The sequence below is a fragment of the Nocardia lasii genome (assembly GCF_042658545.1).
Classification (GTDB): domain Bacteria; phylum Actinomycetota; class Actinomycetes; order Mycobacteriales; family Mycobacteriaceae; genus Nocardia; species Nocardia lasii.
Genome location: NZ_JBHSQN010000011.1, coordinates 291,457 through 308,010, shown reverse-complemented (window position 1 = coordinate 308,010; position 16,554 = coordinate 291,457). Strand labels below are relative to the sequence as shown.

Genomic DNA, 16,554 nt, shown 5'->3' with positions numbered 1-16,554 from the left:
CGAACTCAGCGCGGCAGGCGCGGATACGGCAGATCGGTGCTCGTGTGCTCGGCCACCACGAGCGAGCGCCCGATCTGCGGGAACGCGCGCTGCGGGCACGACGGCCGTTCGCACACCTTGCACCCGGCCCCGATCGGCACCGCCACGGCGGGATCCTCCACCTGGATCCCCTGCGAATACACCAGCCGGTCGGCGTATTCGATATCGCACCCCAGCGCGATCACGTAGTTCTTCGCCGCCGTGCCGAAACCCTGTGCGGCGGTGGGCGTGGTGCGCGCGATCCACAGGTACCGGCGCCCGTCGGGCATCTCCGAGATCTGGGTGAGGATGCGTCCGGGATGGGCGAAGGCCTCGTGGGTCACCCACAGCGGGCAACTGCCGCCGACACGGGAGAAGTGAAAAGCGGTGGCGGACTGGCGTTTGGAGATATTGCCCGCCCGGTCGGTGCGGACCAGGAAGAACGGCACCCCGCGCTGACCCTGCCGTTGCAGCGTCGCCAGTCGATGGCAGATGGTCTCGAAGCCGACCTCGAAGCGCAACGCCAGCAGGTCCACGTCGTAGCGCAGTTCCTCGGCCGAGCGCAGGAAGCGCCCGTAGGGCAGGATCAGCGCGCCCGCGAAGTAGTTGGCCAGCCCGAGCCGGGCCAGGGTGCGGGATTCGCCGGTGAGCGAGCGGGATTCGGCGAGGACATTGTCGATCTCGCGGCCGTAGAGCAGCAGGCCCAGGGTGGCCGCGATCTGGAAGGCGCGCTGGCCGGGGCGCAGGCGGCGGGCCAGGGTGAGGGTGCGGGTGTCGGGGTCGTAGTGGCGTTTCGGGATGCTCGGGTCGGCGCCGTCGCCGCGCACGAGCACCGTCACGCCCGCGCGTTCCTCGGCGATGCGGGCCAGCTGGCGGTCCAGGGAGCCGATGCTGAGCCCGGATTCCTCGAACAGCTGCTCGGCGGCGTGGTCGAGGGTGGAGATGTGATTGCGGTGGTCGTAGAAGAAATCGCGCACGTCCTCGTACGGCATGGGCGTGCCGGGAGCGCCCGCCGGGGTGTCGACGCGCGAGGACAGCAGGTCGAGCTGGTCGGTGGCCGCGCGTAGGCGCCGGTGCATGGCGATGACGATGCGCGCCACCTCGGGCAGCCGGGTGGCCAGTTCCTCGACCTCGGTGATCGGCGCGGTATCGCCGCCGCCCGCCGCCTCGACCAGGACTTCGTGCAGGTCGGAGACCAGTCGCGCGTCGGAGTCGGCGGCGAAGAACTGCACGTCCAGGTCGAAGGTCGAGTTCAGTTTGAGCAGAACGGGAATGGTCAGCGGGCGCTGATCACGCTCGAGCTGGTTGAGATAGCTGGGCGAGAGATCCAGCGATTTCGCGAGCGCCGCCTGGGTCATTCGCCGTTCCTCGCGCAGCCTGCGTAGCCTGGCCCCCGCGTACATCTTCCGCACGGCAGAATACTAACGCGACCGGTTCGCAATATTCGCTGTAAATGGTGAAGTTGACCGGAAAAGACCAGTGCTGCAAGGGATTTTACCCAAGGCTACCCGTGCGTAACGTGCGAAGGTGGGCAGCGGAACGCCGACGCCACCGCCTCGGGGGATCGCGCGGACCGGGCACTGTGGCGTCGCATCGGTTGTCGGGCTCAAAAAATACGCCTGTTCAGGCGATTTGGGTAGAGATTGCCCCGGGGTGGCCGAGGAATCGCACTCGGGAGTACGCCCGATCCGCTGGGCGGCGAACACCGCCCCCGACGGAATCGGCGCCGTCGGGGGCAGTGGGCGTTCGCGAAAGGGGTCAGCGCAGGCTTTGCGCCGCCGTCACCAGGTTGCGCAGGGAGGCCTCGACCTCCACCGGTCCCCGGGTCTTGAGACCGCAGTCCGGATTCACCCAGAGGCGCTCGGCGGGAACGGCTTTCAGCGCCGAAGCCAGTGAGGTGGTGATCTCCTCCACCGAGGGCACACGCGGGGAGTGGATGTCGTAGACGCCCGGTCCGACGCCGAGGGCGAACCCGGCCGCGTTCAGGTCGTCGAGGACCTCCATGTGCGAACGGGCCGCCTCGATCGAGGTGACATCGGCGTCCAGGCCCGCGATCGCCGAGATGACCTCGCCGAACTCGGAATAGCACAGGTGGGTGTGCACCTGGGTGGTGTCGGCGACCCCGGCGGTGGCCAGGCGGAACGCGTCCACCGACCACCGCAGGTAGGCGGGCTGGTCGGCCGCGCGCAGCGGCAGCAGCTCGCGCAGGGCGGGCTCGTCGACCTGGATCACCCGCGCGCCCTGGGCTTCCAGGTCGACCGTCTCGTCACGGATCGCCAGGGCTACCTGCCGGGCCGAGTCGCCCAGCGGCTGATCGTCGCGCACGAACGACCACGCCAGAATGGTGACCGGACCGGTGAGCATGCCCTTGACCGGCTTGGCGGTCAGCGACTGCGCGTACCCGATCCACGACAGCGTCATCGGCTCGGGCCGCGAGACATCACCGAACAGGATCGGCGGCCGCACGCAGCGGGTGCCGTAGGACTGCACCCAGCCGTTGTCGGTGGCGGCGAAACCGTCGAGCAGCTCGGCGAAGTACTGCACCATGTCGTTGCGTTCGGGCTCGCCGTGCACCAGCACGTCCAGGCCGAGTCGCTCCTGCAGGGTGATGACCTCGGCGATCTCGGCCCGCATCCGGCGCACGTACTCGGCCTGGTCGATCTCGCCCTTGCGCAGGGCGGCGCGCGCCAGGCGGATGGCCGAGGTCTGCGGGTAGGAGCCGATGGTGGTGGTCGGCAGGACCGGCAGGTCGAGGTGGTCGCGCTGCAGGACGCGACGTTCGTCGGCGGGCAGGCGGTTGAGATCGGACTCGTCGAGGGCGGCCAACCGGGCGCGCACCCGCTCGTCGTGCAGGCGCGGGTCGGTGCGCCGGGACTCGGCGGCGGCGCGGGCGGCGGTCAGTTCGGCGGCGACCGCGTCGGTGCCCTCGGTCAGCGCGGTGGCCAGCACCCGCACCTCGGCGACCTTCTCGGCGCCGAAGGACAGCCACGACCGCAGCCGCTCGTCCAGCCCGGTCTCGGGGGCCAGCGAATACGGCACGTGCAGCAGCGAACTCGAGCTCGACACCGCCACGGCGCCGGCGCTGCCGAGCAGGGTGCCGAGGGTGCGCAGGGCGGCGTCGAGATCGGTGCGCCAGATATTGCGACCGTCGACCACCCCGGCGACCAGCAGCTTGCGGGCCAGCGCGGGCACGGCCGCGACCGCGTCGACCCCGGTTCCGGCGGTGACATCGAGGGCAACGCCGTCGATGTCGGTGTCGGCGAGCGCGGCCAGGGCGGCGTCGGGGTGTCCGAAGTAGGTGGCGACCAGGATCGCCGGGCGCTGGGCCACGGCCGCGAGAGTGGTGTAGGTCTCGCGGACCAGGGCGATCTCGGCGTCGGTCAGGTCGGTGACGAGGGCGGGCTCATCGATCTGCACCCACTGCGCGCCCGCCGCCGCCAGCTGACCGAGCAGGTCCGCGTACAGCGGCAGCAGTTCGGGCAGGCGGTCCACGGCGGCGCCGTCGGCGGCCTTGGCCAGCTTCAGGAAGGTGATCGGGCCGATCACCACCGGGCGGGCGGGCACGCCGAACTCGATCGCCTCGGCCAGGTCGGCCAGCAGCTTCTCCGGGTGCAGCGAGAAGGTGGTGGCAGCGTCGATCTCGGGGACCAGGTAGTGGTAGTTGGTGTCGAACCACTTGGTCATCTCGAGCGGGGCCACGGTGTCGGTGCCGCGCGCGGCCGCGAAATAGCGGTCGAGCGGGTCGGCGATCCCGGCCACCCGGGGCGGCAGCGCACCGAGCAGCACGGCGGTGTCGAGGACCTGGTCGTAGTAGGAGAAGGTGCCCACCGGCACCGAATCCAGGCCCGCCGCAGCGAGTTCGGCGAACTGGGCGCGGCGCAGTTCGGCGCCGACGGCGTGCAGGTGCTCGGCGTCGACCCGACCGGCCCAGTAGGACTCGGTGGCGCGCTTGAGCTCTCGATTCGGGCCGACCCGGGGCAGGCCGAGAACCGTTGCGGTGAACGGGGTACGGGAAAGACTCACGGAGATTCTCCAGTGTCGTACGGGGAGAGCCGTCGCCGTCTGCGGGCACGCACGCACACCGCCGAGACCTCCCGTGCGGGCACGGCGAAGTCGGCGTCGGTGGTCCGCGCGCCCGATCCACGAGGCGGTGGCCGCCGGATACGGCGTATCCGGCACAGTCGGCAGGTCTTCGGACTCGCGGGCACCGGTCTGATGTGACCGACCTACTGGCCGTCGCTTCCCAGGCGTGGGGCCCAGTGCTGATGACGGCGGTCGTTCCTGCTCACCGCTGCGGGACAGTCCCGGATTCTCACCGGGTTCCCTCTCACCCGGCACGGACATGATCCGCACCCGGGTTTCGACGTCGGCGCGGGAGGTCGGGGCTCCGACTCTTCCACCGCGCAGGCGAACCAGCTGCGCCACCCAGCATAGGCCCTCGGCGGGCGCCGATTGTCCACCCGTCCCGATCACCGTCCTGACCTGCGATTGCGCGCTCGGCGTCGGGGTGCACCGGCCGGCGGCGTCGACGGTGAGATGTGACGGCCGGATGAACGTAACTTCGCAGGTCGGCGGGGTCGGTTGTGATGGCTACCGCGCGTGTTCGACCTGGTCCGACGGCCGGGTACCGTAGGCGAATGTTCTCGAAAGTCTTGGTCGCAAATCGTGGTGAGATCGCCATCCGCGCCTTCCGCGCGGCCTACGAACTCGGCATCGGAACGGTCGCGGTGTTCCCGCACGAGGACCGCAATTCCGTGCACCGACTCAAGGCCGCCGAGTCGTATCAGATCGGTGAAGAGGGCCACCCCGTGCGGGCGTACCTCTCGATCGAGGCGATCATCGACGCCGCCAAGAGCGCGGGCGCCGACGCGATCTACCCCGGCTACGGATTCCTCTCGGAGAACCCCGATCTCGCCGCGGCCTGCGCCGCCGAGGGCATCACCTTCATCGGGCCCACCGCCGAGATCCTGGAGATGGCGGGCAACAAGGCCACGGCCATCGCGGCGGCCAAAGCGGCCGGGCTGCCGACGCTGAAGTCGAGCGAACCCTCGGCCGATATCGACGAATTGCTCGCCGCCGCAACCCAACTCGAATACCCGATCTTCGTCAAAGCCGTCGCCGGTGGTGGCGGGCGCGGGATGCGCCGGGTCGCCGCGCCGGAGCTGCTGCGCGAGTCGATCGAGGCGGCCTCGCGCGAGGCCGAGTCGGCCTTCGGTGACCCGACGGTGTTCCTCGAGCAGGCGGTGGTCAACCCGCGCCACATCGAGGTGCAGATCCTGGCCGACTCGTACGGCAACGTCATGCACCTGTTCGAGCGCGACTGTTCGCTGCAGCGCCGCCACCAGAAGGTGATCGAACTCGCGCCCGCGCCGAACCTGTCGCCGGAACTGCGCGAGCGGATCTGCGCCGACGCGGTGGCCTTCGCCCGCCAGATCGGCTACATCAACGCGGGCACCGTGGAGTTCCTGCTCGACGAGCGCGGCAATCACGTGTTCATCGAGATGAACCCGCGCATCCAGGTGGAGCACACGGTCACCGAGGAGATCACCGACGTCGACCTGGTGCAGTCGCAGCTGCGGATCGCGGCGGGGGAGTCCCTGGCCGATCTGGGCCTGAGTCAGGAGACGGTGCAGATCCGGGGCGCCGCCCTGCAGTGCCGCATCACCACCGAGGACCCGGCCAACGGTTTCCGCCCCGATACCGGCCGCATCACCGCCTACCGCACCCCCGGCGGCGCGGGCATCCGCCTCGACGGCGGCGCCAACCTGGGCGCCGAGATCGGCGCCTACTTCGACTCGATGCTGGTCAAGCTCACCTGCCGTGGCCGCGACCTGCCCGCCGCCGCCGCCCGCGCCCGGCGCGCGCTGGCGGAGTTCCGCATCCGTGGCGTGACGACCAATATCCCGTTCCTGCTCTCGGTACTCGACGACCCCGATTTCCAGGCCGGTCGGGTCACCACCTCGTTCATCGACGAGCGCCCCGAACTGCTCACCTCGCGCGCCTCGGCCGACCGTGGCACCAAGATCCTGACCTACCTGGCCGACGTCACCGTCAACAAGCCCAACGGTGACCGCCCGACCACGGTGTACCCGCAGGACAAACTGCCCGCCCTCGACCTGACGCTGCCGCCGCCGGACGGCTCGCGCCAGCGCCTGCTCGCGCTCGGCCCCGACGGTTTCGCGAAGGCGCTGCGCGCGCAGAAGGCGCTCGGTGTCACCGACACGACCTTCCGCGACGCGCACCAGTCGCTGCTGGCCACCCGCGTGCGCACCAACGGTCTGCTCGGCGTGGCCGGACACGTCGCGCGGCTGACCCCCGAGCTGCTCTCGATCGAGGCGTGGGGCGGCGCGACTTACGATGTGGCACTGCGGTTCCTGCACGAGGATCCGTGGGAACGGTTGGCCGCCTTGCGCGAAGCCGTGCCGAACATCTGCCTGCAGATGCTGCTGCGCGGTCGCAACACCGTCGGCTACACGCCCTACCCCGAACAGGTCACGCGCGCTTTCGTTTCCGAGGCCGCCACCACCGGTATCGACATCTTCCGCATCTTCGACGCGCTCAACAATGTCGACCAGATGCGCCCGGCCATCGACGCGGTGCGCGAAACCGGCACCGCCGTAGCCGAAGTCGCGCTGTCCTACACCGGTGACCTCCTCGACCCGAACGAACAGCTCTACACCCTCGACTACTACCTGAAGCTGGCCGAGCAGATCGTCGACGCAGGAGCCCACGTCCTGGCCATCAAGGACATGGCCGGACTGCTGCGCGCCCCCGCCGCCGCGAAACTCGTGACCGCCCTGCGCAGTAACTTCGATCTGCCGGTGCACGTGCACACCCACGACACCCCCGGCGGCCAGCTGGCCACCTACCTGGCGGCGTGGCAGGCCGGAGCCGACGCGGTCGACGGCGCGTCGGCGGCCATGGCGGGCACCACCTCCCAGCCCGCGCTGTCGGCGATCGTGGCCGCCACCGCGCACACCGACCGCGACACCGGGCTGAACCTGCAGAACGTGTGCGATCTCGAGCCCTACTGGGAGGCGCTGCGCAAGGTGTACGCGCCGTTCGAGTCGGGCCTGCCCGCGCCGACCGGGCGCGTGTACACCCACGAGATCCCCGGCGGTCAGCTGTCGAACCTGCGCCAGCAGGCCATCGCGCTGGGACTGGGCGACCGGTTCGAGGAGGTCGAGGCCAAGTACGCGGCCGCCGACCGGCTGCTGGGCCGCCTGATCAAGGTGACCCCGTCGTCGAAGGTCGTCGGCGACCTCGCGCTGGCCCTGGTCGGCACCGGCGTGAGCATCGACGACTTCGCCGCCGATCCCGGCCGCTACGACATCCCCGATTCGGTGATCGGGTTCCTGCGTGGCGAACTCGGCGAACCCGCCGGCGGATGGCCCGAGCCGTTCCGCAGCAAGGCGCTGGCCGGCCGCAGCGAGCCCAAGCCCGAAACCCCGCTCACCGCGGCGGATCAGGCCGGCCTCGACGGGACCTCGGCGCAGCGGCGCGCAACGCTGAACCGGTTGCTGTTCCCCGGCCCGACCGCCGAGTTCACCACCCACCGCGAGAAGTACGGCGACACCACCGGGCTCTCGGAGAACCAGTTCTTCTACGGGCTGCGGCGCGGCGAGGAACACCGCGTGCAGCTCGAGAAGGGCGTCACCCTGCTCATCGGACTCGAGGCGATCTCCGAGCCCGACGAGAAGGGCATGCGCACCGTCATGTGCATCATGAACGGGCAGCTGCGTCCGGTCGCGGTGCGCGATCGCTCGGTCGCCTCCGAGGTGCCCGCCGCGGAGAAGGCCGACAAGAACAACCCGGGTCACATCGCGGCGCCGTTCGCCGGTGTGGTGACCCTGGCGGTATCGGAAGGCGACGAGATCCACGCCGGTGACACCGTCGGCACGATCGAGGCGATGAAGATGGAAGCGGCCATCACCGCACCGCGCGCCGGTGTGGTGCGACGGATCGCGACCACCGCGGTCGCCCAGGTAGAGGGCGGCGACCTGCTGGTGGAACTGGTCGCGCGAGAGTCGGAATGACCCGCATCGTCGCGGGCGTAGCGGGCGGGCGGCGCCTCAAGGTGCCGCCCGCCGGGACCCGCCCCACCTCCGACCGGGTGCGCGAAGCACTCTTCAGCGCGATCGACGCCCGCCTCGACCTCGACGGCACCCTGGTCCTCGACCTGTACGCGGGCTCGGGCGCCCTCGGCCTGGAAGCCCTCTCCCGCGGGGCCGAGCAGGCCCTGCTGGTCGAATCCGACCGCAAGGCGGCCGAGGTGGTGCGCGCCAACATCGCCGAACTCGGCCTGCCCGGCGCGGAACTACGCCTCGGCACGGTCGCCTCGGTACTGAAGTCGCCCGCCCCGAAGGCCTACGACGTGGTCTTCTCGGACCCGCCCTACGACGTGAGCACCGCCGACGTCACCGCCGACCTCACCGCCCTGGCCGCCAACGGGTGGTTGGCACCCGAGGCGCTGGTCGTTGTCGAGCGCTCGAGTCGATCTCCCGAAATCGACTGGCCCGCAGGGTATTCGGCGTTGAAGACCCGCAAGTACGGGGAGACCAGGGTCGAGTTCGCCGAGTACGGTGTTACCGTCTGAGCCATGGCTGCAGCACTGTGCCCCGGCTCCTTCGACCCGGTGACCAACGGTCACCTCGACGTGTTCGCCCGCGCGGCGGCCCAGTTCGACGAGGTGATCATCACCGTGAACGTGAACCCCAAGAAACAGGGCATGTTCACCGTCGAGGAGCGCATGGACCTGCTGCGCGACGCCGTCGCTCACCTGCCGAACGTGCGCGTCGCCTCCTGGCAGGGCCTCACGGTCGACTTCGCCAAGCAGGAAGGCGTGAGCGCGATCGTGAAGGGCCTGCGCGACGCGGGCGACTTCGGCTACGAACTGCAGATGGCCCAGATGAACCACAAACTGGCCGGCGTCGACACCTTCTTCATCGCCACCAACCCGTCGCTGAGCTTCCTGTCCAGCTCGCTGGTCAAGGAAGTGGCGGCGCTGGGCGGCGACGTCAGCGACATGCTCCCGCCCGCGGTCCACAAGCGTCTTCTCGACCGCATCGCCGAGCGTAAGAACTGATCTAGATCTGGCCGGAGGTCGCGGGGAGGCGGAACAGTCCGCGCAGGGCCAGGAAGCGGAGGCCGCCGACCGCTGCCGTGATGGCCAGCACCGTCAGCGCCTGCGTGATGTCGCCCAGTCCCGGCGCCCAGAAATCCAACCCGGCCAAGCACGCTGTCGTGATCGCGAGGCCGATCAGGGCGATGCCGCCGCCTTCCCACTGGGCGGTGAACCAGGAGACGCGGTCGGTGGCGTGGAAGGTGAGTTGGCGGTGGAATTCGTTGGCGATGATGGTGCTGACCACCGACCCGGCCACATTGGCGACCAGGGGGCCGACGCCGTACATGGCGAAGAACAGCAGCACGTAGGCGACATTGCTGGAGCCGCCCACCATCGCGAAACGGATCAGCTGGGGTAGAGCGTGATCGCCGCGCAGATAGCTCGCCGCGCCCGCGAACTGCGGACGCAGCGTGGGTGCGACGGATTGCGGCGTCACCACGGGGAACGGGCCGGTCCAGGGAGTGAACATGCCCGCGACGTGCGACACCGGACTTCTCGGTGTTTCCATCAGCGTCATGGTCGACTCCGATCCCACTGAACAGGCGTCGAGATTTACAACAGCAAACGGTGTGCGGTGCTTCCCGGCGGACGGCGTTGTCGTGCCCATTGATGGTAGCCGAAGTGGAGGGCTGCACTCCACTTGATATCTGTGCGATCTCGGACACTGTCGCGACACACCGCCACGACATTCGCCCGCGCCGCTGTGGGCGGGCACACTGGGCGTCGGCGGTCGTTGTTTCGCCGTGAGTCCGCAGGGAGGTAGTGAGCATGTATCGCGTATTCGAAGCGCTCGACGAACTGGTCGCCATCGTCGAAGAGGCCCGCGGCATCCCGCCGACCCGCAGCTGCATCGTGCCGCGCGGGGACGTGCTCGAGCTGCTCGACGACGTCCGCGACGCGCTACCGGGCGAACTCGACGACGCCCAGGACGTCCTCGACCACCGCGACAAGATCGTCGGTGACGCCCGCACCGGCGCGGAGACCACGGTCAACTCGGCCAACCAGCAGGCCCGCGACACCGTCGACGGCGCCCGCGCCGAGGCCGACCGCATCCTCGCCGACGCCAAAGCGCACGCCGACCGGATGGTCGCCGAGGCCACCGCGCACGCGGACCGCCTGGTCACCGCCGCGCAGGCCGAGGCCGACCAGGTGATCGCCGACGGCAACGCCGAGTACGACGAGCTCACCGCGCGCGCCCAGATCGACGCCGATCGGGCCATCGAGGCGGGCAAGGCCTCCTACGAGCGCTCGGTCGCCGACGGTGCGGCCGAACAGGCCCGCCTGGTCGCCCAGACCGAGGTGGTGCGGGTCGCGCACGCCGAATCCGCCCGCCTGATCGACGAGGCCCACGCCGAATCCGACCGGGTGCGTACCGAGTGCGACGACTACGTCGACGAGCAGATGGCCGATTTCGGCAACCGCCTCGCGGCCATGGAGGAAACGCTGAGCTCCACCCGCCGCTCGATCACCCGGGGTCGTCAGCAGTTGCGCGGCGCGCCCGCCGCGGAGTATCCCGAATACGCGGCCGAGCACCGCCGCTGAGACGATCGCGCGTTTTGAATTCCGGCGGGTTCCTGCCGTACTGTGGAGTGGTTGCCCATCATCCCCTCGAAGGTAAGTGAGAATCCTAGCGATGTCCGCCGGTTCCGGTTCGCCCGCGCGTCCACGCAAGACCAATGGTCCTGTGTCGGAGGCCGGTTTTGTGCTGGACGTCCGCAATCTCGGCCGTCGGCCGGGAACCCTGCGGGAGTTGCGTCGCACGGTCACCGACCACGAGCGGCTGGGTCTCGACCTGATCGCCATCCCGGCCGACGCCGAGGTGGAACTCGACCTGCAACTGCAGGCCGTCTCGGAGGGTGTGCTGGTCACCGGCACGGCGTCCGGGCCGACGGTCGGGGAGTGCTCGCGCTGCCTCGAACCGTTCGACGACCAGGTGGAGATTCGTCTGACGGAGCTGTTCGCCTACCCGGACAGCAACACCGAGAAGACGACCGAGGACGCCGAGGTCTACCGCATGGAAGACGACCTCGTCGACCTCGAGCCGGTGGTCCTCGACGCCATCGGGCTGGAGCTTCCGCTGCAGCCGCTGTGCTCCCCGGACTGCGCGGGCCTGTGCCCCGAGTGCGGTGTGCGGATGGCGATTGCGGGACCTGATCATGGGCATGAGATACTGGACCCTCGCTGGGCGAAGTTGGCGAAGTTCGCCACTGACGCGCCCGGTACCGGCGACCCCGCTGAGGGTTCCACCACCCAAGACCCAACCGCTGCCGCGGCATCCTCCGATGCCGGTGTGGTCAGCGAAAACCAAGAGGAGAAGTAGCCGTGGCTGTTCCCAAGCGTCGGATGTCGCGTTCCAACACCCGGTCGCGGCGCAGCCAGTGGAAGGCCACCGCGCCGACCCTGGTCACCTGCCCCAACCGCGCGTGCGGCGAGAAGACCCTCCCGCACATCGCGTGCCCGTCCTGCGGCACCTACAAGGGCCGCCAGGTCACCTCTGCTGTCTGATCTGACGATCATTAGCAACGTGACAGCAAGCAAAGACAATGTGGGCGCGGCGGATCACGCCAGCCTGCTCACCGCCCTCGGTGTCGACGTACGACCGGAGCTTCTGCGCCTCGCGCTGACGCACCGGTCGTACGCGTACGAGAACGGGGGCCTGCCGACCAACGAGCGCCTGGAATTCCTGGGCGACTCGGTGCTCGGCCTCAGCATCACCGAGCGCCTCTACAGCGAGCATCCCGACAAGTCCGAGGGTGAGCTCGCCAAGTTGCGTGCCAGCGTGGTGAACATGCACGCGCTCGCCGAGGTGGCGCGTGGTCTCGGCGACGGCGGACTCGGTCAGTACCTGCTGCTGGGCAAGGGCGAAGAGCTCACCGGCGGCCGGGACAAGCCGAGCATCCTCGCCGACGGCATGGAATCGCTGCTCGGTGCGGTGCACCTCGAGCACGGCATCCAGGTGGCGCGCGAGGTCGTGCTGCGGCTGTTCGCCGAACTGCTCGAGCGTGGCCCCCGCATGGGCGCCGGCCTCGACTGGAAGACCAGCCTGCAGGAGCTCACCGCCGAGCGTGGTCTGGGCGTGCCCGCCTACGAGATCACCTCGACCGGACCCGACCACAACAAGGAGTTCACCGCCACCACGGTGATCGCCGGTCATCCCTACGGTTCCGGGGTCGGTCGCTCCAAGAAGGAAGCCGAGCAGCAGGCGGCCGGGACGGCCTACAAGGCCCTCACCGCAGAGACCGAAGCCTGACTCTGTGCCCGAACTGCCCGAGGTCGAGGTCGTTCGGCGCGGTCTGGCCGAGCACGCCGTAGGTCGGGCCATCGATACCGTCACCGTCACCCATCCGCGCGCCGTGCGTCGGCACGTCGCGGGCGGCGAGGACCTGGCGGCCCGGCTCACCGGGTTGCGGATCGATTCCGCGCAGCGGCGCGGCAAGTACCTCTGGCTCACCTTCGACGAACCCGATACGGCCCTGGTCGTGCATCTGGGCATGAGCGGTCAGATGCTCGTGCAACCCGCGAGCGCCCCGGTCGAGAAGCACGCGCACATCCGCGCCGCGCTCGGTGACGGCGCGGAGCTGCGGTTCGTCGATCAGCGCACGTTCGGCGGCTGGGCGCTGGGCGATCTCGTCGAGGTCGACGGCACCGTCGTGCCCGATTCGGTGGCCCATATCGCTCGCGATCCGCTCGACCCGCGCTTCGATCGCGAGGCGGTGGTCGCGGCCATTCGCGCCAAGAACACCGAGATCAAACGGGTGCTGCTCGATCAGACCGTGGTCTCGGGCATCGGCAACATCTACGCCGACGAAGCGCTGTGGCGGGCCGGTCTGCACGGCACCCGCGTCGCCGCCGAACTCAGTCGACCGGTCGTGCGTCGCCTGCTCGACGACGTCACCGCCGTGATGACCGAGGCGCTGGCCGTCGGCGGCACCTCCTTCGACGCGCTGTATGTGAATGTGAACGGCGAATCCGGCTATTTCTCCCGGTCGCTGGCCGCCTACGGGCGCGCGGACGAACCCTGTGATCGGTGCGGAGTCGCGCTGATCCGGGAACAGTTCATGAATCGGTCGTCGTTTTCCTGTCCGAAGTGTCAGCGCAAGCCACGCCGTCGCTGATCCGGGCGCGCTACCGTTTCCTGTGAGAGGGTCCTGGCAGACCTGGTCCGGGCAGGGAGGACGTTATGCGCAAGCTCACCTATTTCGTGGCATCGACGATCGACGGTTTCATCGCCGCCGAGGACGGGACGCTGGATTTCTTTCCCGTCGAGGGCGACCACGGGCCCGCGATCATCTCGCAGTACCCCGAAACCCTGCCGACCAAGGTGCGGGAGGCACGTGGAATCGCCCCCGGCAACATCTACTTCGACACCGTGATCATGGGCCGCAAGACCCACGATTTCGGCGTGCGCACCGGCACCGCCAGCCCGTACGAGCACCTGCGCCAGTACGTGGTCTCCACCACTATGCCCGAAGCGCCCGCGCCCGGCGTCGAGCTGATCGACGGTGACCCCACCGAGGCGGTCCGCGCGCTCAAACGTGAAGAGGGACTTGGTATCTGGCTCTGCGGTGGCGGTGAACTGGCGCAGACGTTGCTCCCCGAGATCGACCAGGTGTTCCTGAAACTGCACCCGGTGGTCCTCGGCACCGGCAGGCCGCTGTTCGGCGGCGGCGCGAAATTACCGGCGCCAGAACGGTTCCGGGTGATCACCAGTCGGGTCTACGCCGACGGTGTCGCCTTTCTCAAGTACAGCCGCATCAGGTAGACGCCGTGACAGCGGCGGCGGGTCCTGGTCCGGTGGCGGCCCTGCGCGAGGTCGGGTTCTGGCTCGAACGCGACCGCGCCGAAACCCACCGGGTGAAGGCGTACCGGCGCGCCGCCGATGTCGTGGAGGGGCTGTCGCGGGCCGAATACGCTACGCGCGCAGCCGAACACAGCTGGCGCGAGTTGGCCGGGATCGGACCCAAGACGGCCGCCATCATCGAACAGGCCGCCGCAGGCGCGGTTCCGGATTATCTGGCCGAGCTGCGCGCGGCCGCCGAGCCGATCGCGCCCGCCGGTGACGCGCTGCGCGGACTGCTGCGCGGTGACCTGCACACGCATTCGGACTGGTCCGACGGCGGCAGCCCGATCGCCGAGATGATGGGCGTGGCAGCGGCATTGGGGCACGAGTACTGCGCGCTGACCGACCACTCACCCCGCCTGAAGGTCGCCAACGGGCTGTCGGTGGAGCGGCTGCTGCGCCAACTCGACGTGATCGCCGAACTCAACGAGCGGCTGGCCCCGTTCCGCATCCTCACCGGCATCGAGGTCGACATCCTCGCCGACGGCACCCTCGACCAGCACGCCGAATTGCTCGAACGCCTGGATATCGTTGTCGCCAGCGTGCATTCGCGGCTGCGCGACGACAGCGCCACGATGACCGAGCGCATGGTCTACGCCGTCGCCGACCCCAATGTCGACATCCTCGGCCACTGCACCGGCCGCCTGGTGGAGGGCAGCCGCGGCACCCGACCCGAATCCAGCTTCGACGCCCAACTCGTCTTCGAGGCGTGCCGGCGCTACGGCACCGCCGTCGAGATCAACAGCCGTCCCGAACGCCGCGACCCGCCGGGACGGCTGATCGAGCTGGCCGTGGAGATGGACTGCCTGTTCAGCATCGACACCGACGCGCACGCGCCGGGCCAACTGGCCTGGCAGGGGTACGGGTGCGAACGCGCGCTCGCGCACGGGGTGACCGCCGAGCGGGTGATCGACACCTGGCCGGTGGACGAGCTGCTCGCGTGGACTCGGGAGTCCACCGGGTGAAGTCTTGCCCAACAGTTGCTTTCGACTATCGATAGCCGGAAATCCCTCTGGTACATATCAACTCGCTGAACGTGCGGGTGGTGGGGGGAACGATGGATATTCCGGTGGAGCTCGTCCTGTCGGCGATCGGGTTGGTGGTCGCCTCGGCCGCGTTCGTTCGAGAGTTCGTCCTGGTCGGGCGCCGTCGGCTCGGCTACCGCGTCCAGATGGACACGCCGGTGACGGGCGAGACCGACACTGCGTCGCTGGTCGGCGCCCTGCGCAATCTGAGCACCCCGGAGCTCGGCGGCGCGGCGTTGGACCTGTCCGCGCTGTCGGTGGTGCTGGTCCGCATCGACAACAGCGGGACCCTGGCCATCGACGCCGCCGACTACACCATGGGTCCCACGAATTCGCCTGTCGGCCTGCGTATCTCCTTCCCGGGTCGCGAGGTCATCGGCCTGGCGGTGACCGAACTGCAAGGGGTGCTGCCCGACAACCTCGGGCCCGACTCCGGCATCGGCAAGCGGGCCACCGGCGAGGGTGAGCGGTACGTCGGCATCATCGACCTGCCGAAGGTGGCGCTCGAACGCCGCCAGCACTACAAGATCCTCGCGGTGCTGCGACGGGTGCACGGCACGGGCGAGCCCGCGCAGCCGACCTTCGCCGGGGGAGTCAAGGGCGGCAAGCTCGTCGAGACCCAGAGCCGTTCAGGATCGCCGAAGAAGCTGATGGCGCTGTCCGGATTCCTGGTCGCGCTGATCGCCGGGCAGGCGGTCCTCGCGCTGCAACCGGACCCGCCGCCGCGCGACTGTGCCGGGGGCTCACTGACGCTCGTCGGGTCCACCGCGATGGAGCCGATGATCCGCACGGCCGCGCGCAACTACGCGAAGACCTGCACCGCCGCGGAATTCACCTTCGACTTCAGCGGCACCTCCGACGGACTGGTCGACCTGGCCGAAGCGGGTCCGACCCCGGCGATGCTCGCGATCAGCGACGGTTCCAAGGGGCAGGGCTACACCACACTGGTCGAATACCCGGTGGCGCTGAGTTCCTTCGCGATCGTGACCCACCCCGACCTCGGTCTGCCGAATCTCACGACACCGCAGATCCGCGATCTGTACCGGGGCAGGGTCGTGAACTGGAACCAGCTCGGTGGGCCCGATCAGCCGGTGGTGCTCGTCGACCGGGAGGCCGGCTCGGGCACCCGCAGCGCGCTCGAAGCCCGTTTGCTCGAAGGTGACCGCAAGGTGTTTCCGTTCATCCCCTGTGCCGGAAGGGCATCGGGCGGGCCGCAGTGCGAGGTGAAGTCCACGGCGGGGGTCGGCGCCTACGTGGCCGCGACCCCGGGCGCGGTCGGATACATGGAGACTTCGGCCGCTGGGGGCGAGGTCACCGTCGTTTCACTCGACGGGATCTCCGCCTCGGTGGACACCCTGCGATCCCGCACATATCCGCTCACGGTCGTCGAGTACGCCACGACCAACGGGGAGGTCGCCGGTGATTCGCTGGCGGCGCAGTTCGTCGACTACCTGATGCACGGCGCGGGCCGGGCCGCCATTCGCGAGTTCGGCAATATTCCCTGCCTCGACGCGGTAGCGCAGGCCATCTGTACGCCGTAGACCGTT

14 protein-coding genes and 1 riboswitch are annotated in these 16,554 nt (G+C 69.4%); of the genes, 11 read left to right on the top strand and 3 right to left on the bottom strand.

All coding sequences use genetic code 11. From position 1 onward, the window contains the following. Positions 1–5: 5 nt before the first annotated feature. Both ACFP3H_RS17515 and metE read right to left on the bottom strand, forming a co-directional pair. Positions 6–1,430: a short-chain fatty acyl-CoA regulator family protein gene (locus ACFP3H_RS17515; RefSeq protein ID WP_378607154.1), complete on the bottom strand. Its 1,425-nt coding sequence runs from the start codon at positions 1,428–1,430 to the stop codon at positions 6–8. Positions 1,431–1,776: 346 nt separating this feature from the next. Next, positions 1,777–4,047, bottom strand: a complete 2,271-nt coding sequence (gene metE, locus ACFP3H_RS17510; protein WP_378607460.1) for a 5-methyltetrahydropteroyltriglutamate--homocysteine S-methyltransferase — start codon at positions 4,045–4,047, stop codon at positions 1,777–1,779. 154 nt (positions 4,048–4,201) lie between these two features. Beyond that, positions 4,202–4,372, bottom strand: a riboswitch (cobalamin riboswitch). Between the two features lie 283 nt (positions 4,373–4,655). On the opposite strand from metE, the gene ACFP3H_RS17505 reads away from it, so the two are divergent. Genes ACFP3H_RS17505 through coaD form a run of 3 tightly spaced genes read left to right on the top strand, consistent with a single transcriptional unit; the run spans position 4,656 to position 9,103 of the window. Continuing rightward, on the top strand, positions 4,656–8,054 hold the full coding sequence (locus tag ACFP3H_RS17505) for a pyruvate carboxylase (protein WP_378607151.1): 3,399 nt from the start codon (positions 4,656–4,658) through the stop codon (positions 8,052–8,054). Then, positions 8,051–8,614 carry a 16S rRNA (guanine(966)-N(2))-methyltransferase RsmD gene (gene rsmD, locus ACFP3H_RS17500; protein ID WP_378607148.1) on the top strand — a complete coding sequence of 188 codons (564 nt, stop codon included), beginning with the start codon at positions 8,051–8,053 and terminating at the stop codon, positions 8,612–8,614. The genes ACFP3H_RS17505 and rsmD overlap by 4 nt, the downstream gene beginning before the upstream one ends. A gap of 3 nt (positions 8,615–8,617) precedes the next feature. Continuing rightward, complete coding sequence (coaD, locus tag ACFP3H_RS17495; protein ID WP_378607145.1) at positions 8,618–9,103, top strand: pantetheine-phosphate adenylyltransferase; 486 nt, start codon at positions 8,618–8,620, stop codon at positions 9,101–9,103. 1 nt (position 9,104) lies between these two features. Here the strand turns inward: coaD and ACFP3H_RS17490 are convergent, their stop codons facing one another. Beyond that, positions 9,105–9,659 carry a GtrA family protein gene (locus ACFP3H_RS17490; RefSeq protein ID WP_378607142.1) on the bottom strand — a complete coding sequence of 185 codons (555 nt, stop codon included), beginning with the start codon at positions 9,657–9,659 and terminating at the stop codon, positions 9,105–9,107. A 251-nt stretch (positions 9,660–9,910) separates the two neighbouring features. Between ACFP3H_RS17490 and ACFP3H_RS17485 the strand changes: the two genes are divergently transcribed. From ACFP3H_RS17485 to ACFP3H_RS17450, 8 genes are all read left to right on the top strand, one after another. Further along, complete coding sequence (locus ACFP3H_RS17485; protein WP_378607139.1) at positions 9,911–10,684, top strand: DivIVA domain-containing protein; 774 nt, start codon at positions 9,911–9,913, stop codon at positions 10,682–10,684. Between the two features lie 91 nt (positions 10,685–10,775). Beyond that, positions 10,776–11,462: a YceD family protein gene (locus ACFP3H_RS17480; RefSeq protein ID WP_378607136.1), complete on the top strand. Its 687-nt coding sequence runs from the start codon at positions 10,776–10,778 to the stop codon at positions 11,460–11,462. A gap of 2 nt (positions 11,463–11,464) precedes the next feature. Beyond that, on the top strand, positions 11,465–11,647 hold the full coding sequence (gene rpmF, locus ACFP3H_RS17475; RefSeq protein ID WP_040708879.1) for a 50S ribosomal protein L32: 183 nt from the start codon (positions 11,465–11,467) through the stop codon (positions 11,645–11,647). Between the two features lie 19 nt (positions 11,648–11,666). Then, a complete protein-coding gene (rnc, locus tag ACFP3H_RS17470; RefSeq protein ID WP_378607133.1) occupies positions 11,667–12,392 on the top strand; it encodes a ribonuclease III in 726 nt (241 codons plus the stop codon). A gap of 4 nt (positions 12,393–12,396) precedes the next feature. Further along, positions 12,397–13,257 (top strand): bifunctional DNA-formamidopyrimidine glycosylase/DNA-(apurinic or apyrimidinic site) lyase, encoded by an 861-nt coding sequence (gene mutM, locus ACFP3H_RS17465; RefSeq protein WP_378607130.1) that lies wholly within the window; start codon positions 12,397–12,399, stop codon positions 13,255–13,257. Between the two features lie 65 nt (positions 13,258–13,322). Then, a complete protein-coding gene (locus ACFP3H_RS17460) occupies positions 13,323–13,904 on the top strand; it encodes a dihydrofolate reductase family protein (protein WP_378607129.1) in 582 nt (193 codons plus the stop codon). A gap of 5 nt (positions 13,905–13,909) precedes the next feature. Beyond that, entirely contained in the window at positions 13,910–14,947 is a 1,038-nt protein-coding gene (locus tag ACFP3H_RS17455; protein ID WP_378607126.1) for a PHP domain-containing protein, read from the top strand. A 92-nt stretch (positions 14,948–15,039) separates the two neighbouring features. Then, positions 15,040–16,548, top strand: coding sequence for a PstS family phosphate ABC transporter substrate-binding protein (locus ACFP3H_RS17450; RefSeq protein ID WP_378607123.1), 1,509 nt, complete (start codon positions 15,040–15,042; stop codon positions 16,546–16,548). The last annotated feature ends 6 nt before the right edge of the window (positions 16,549–16,554 follow it).

Coding starts and splice junctions, on each gene's coding strand:
- ACFP3H_RS17505 (WP_378607151.1), top strand. CDS start 4,656: ATGTTCTCGAAAGTCTTGGTCGCAAATCGTGGTGAGATCGCCATCCGC.
- rsmD (WP_378607148.1), top strand. CDS start 8,051: ATGACCCGCATCGTCGCGGGCGTAGCGGGCGGGCGGCGCCTCAAGGTG.
- coaD (WP_378607145.1), top strand. CDS start 8,618: ATGGCTGCAGCACTGTGCCCCGGCTCCTTCGACCCGGTGACCAACGGT.
- ACFP3H_RS17490 (WP_378607142.1), bottom strand. CDS start 9,659: ATGACGCTGATGGAAACACCGAGAAGTCCGGTGTCGCACGTCGCGGGC.
- ACFP3H_RS17485 (WP_378607139.1), top strand. CDS start 9,911: ATGTATCGCGTATTCGAAGCGCTCGACGAACTGGTCGCCATCGTCGAA.
- ACFP3H_RS17480 (WP_378607136.1), top strand. CDS start 10,776: ATGTCCGCCGGTTCCGGTTCGCCCGCGCGTCCACGCAAGACCAATGGT.
- ACFP3H_RS17460 (WP_378607129.1), top strand. CDS start 13,323: ATGCGCAAGCTCACCTATTTCGTGGCATCGACGATCGACGGTTTCATC.
- ACFP3H_RS17450 (WP_378607123.1), top strand. CDS start 15,040: ATGGATATTCCGGTGGAGCTCGTCCTGTCGGCGATCGGGTTGGTGGTC.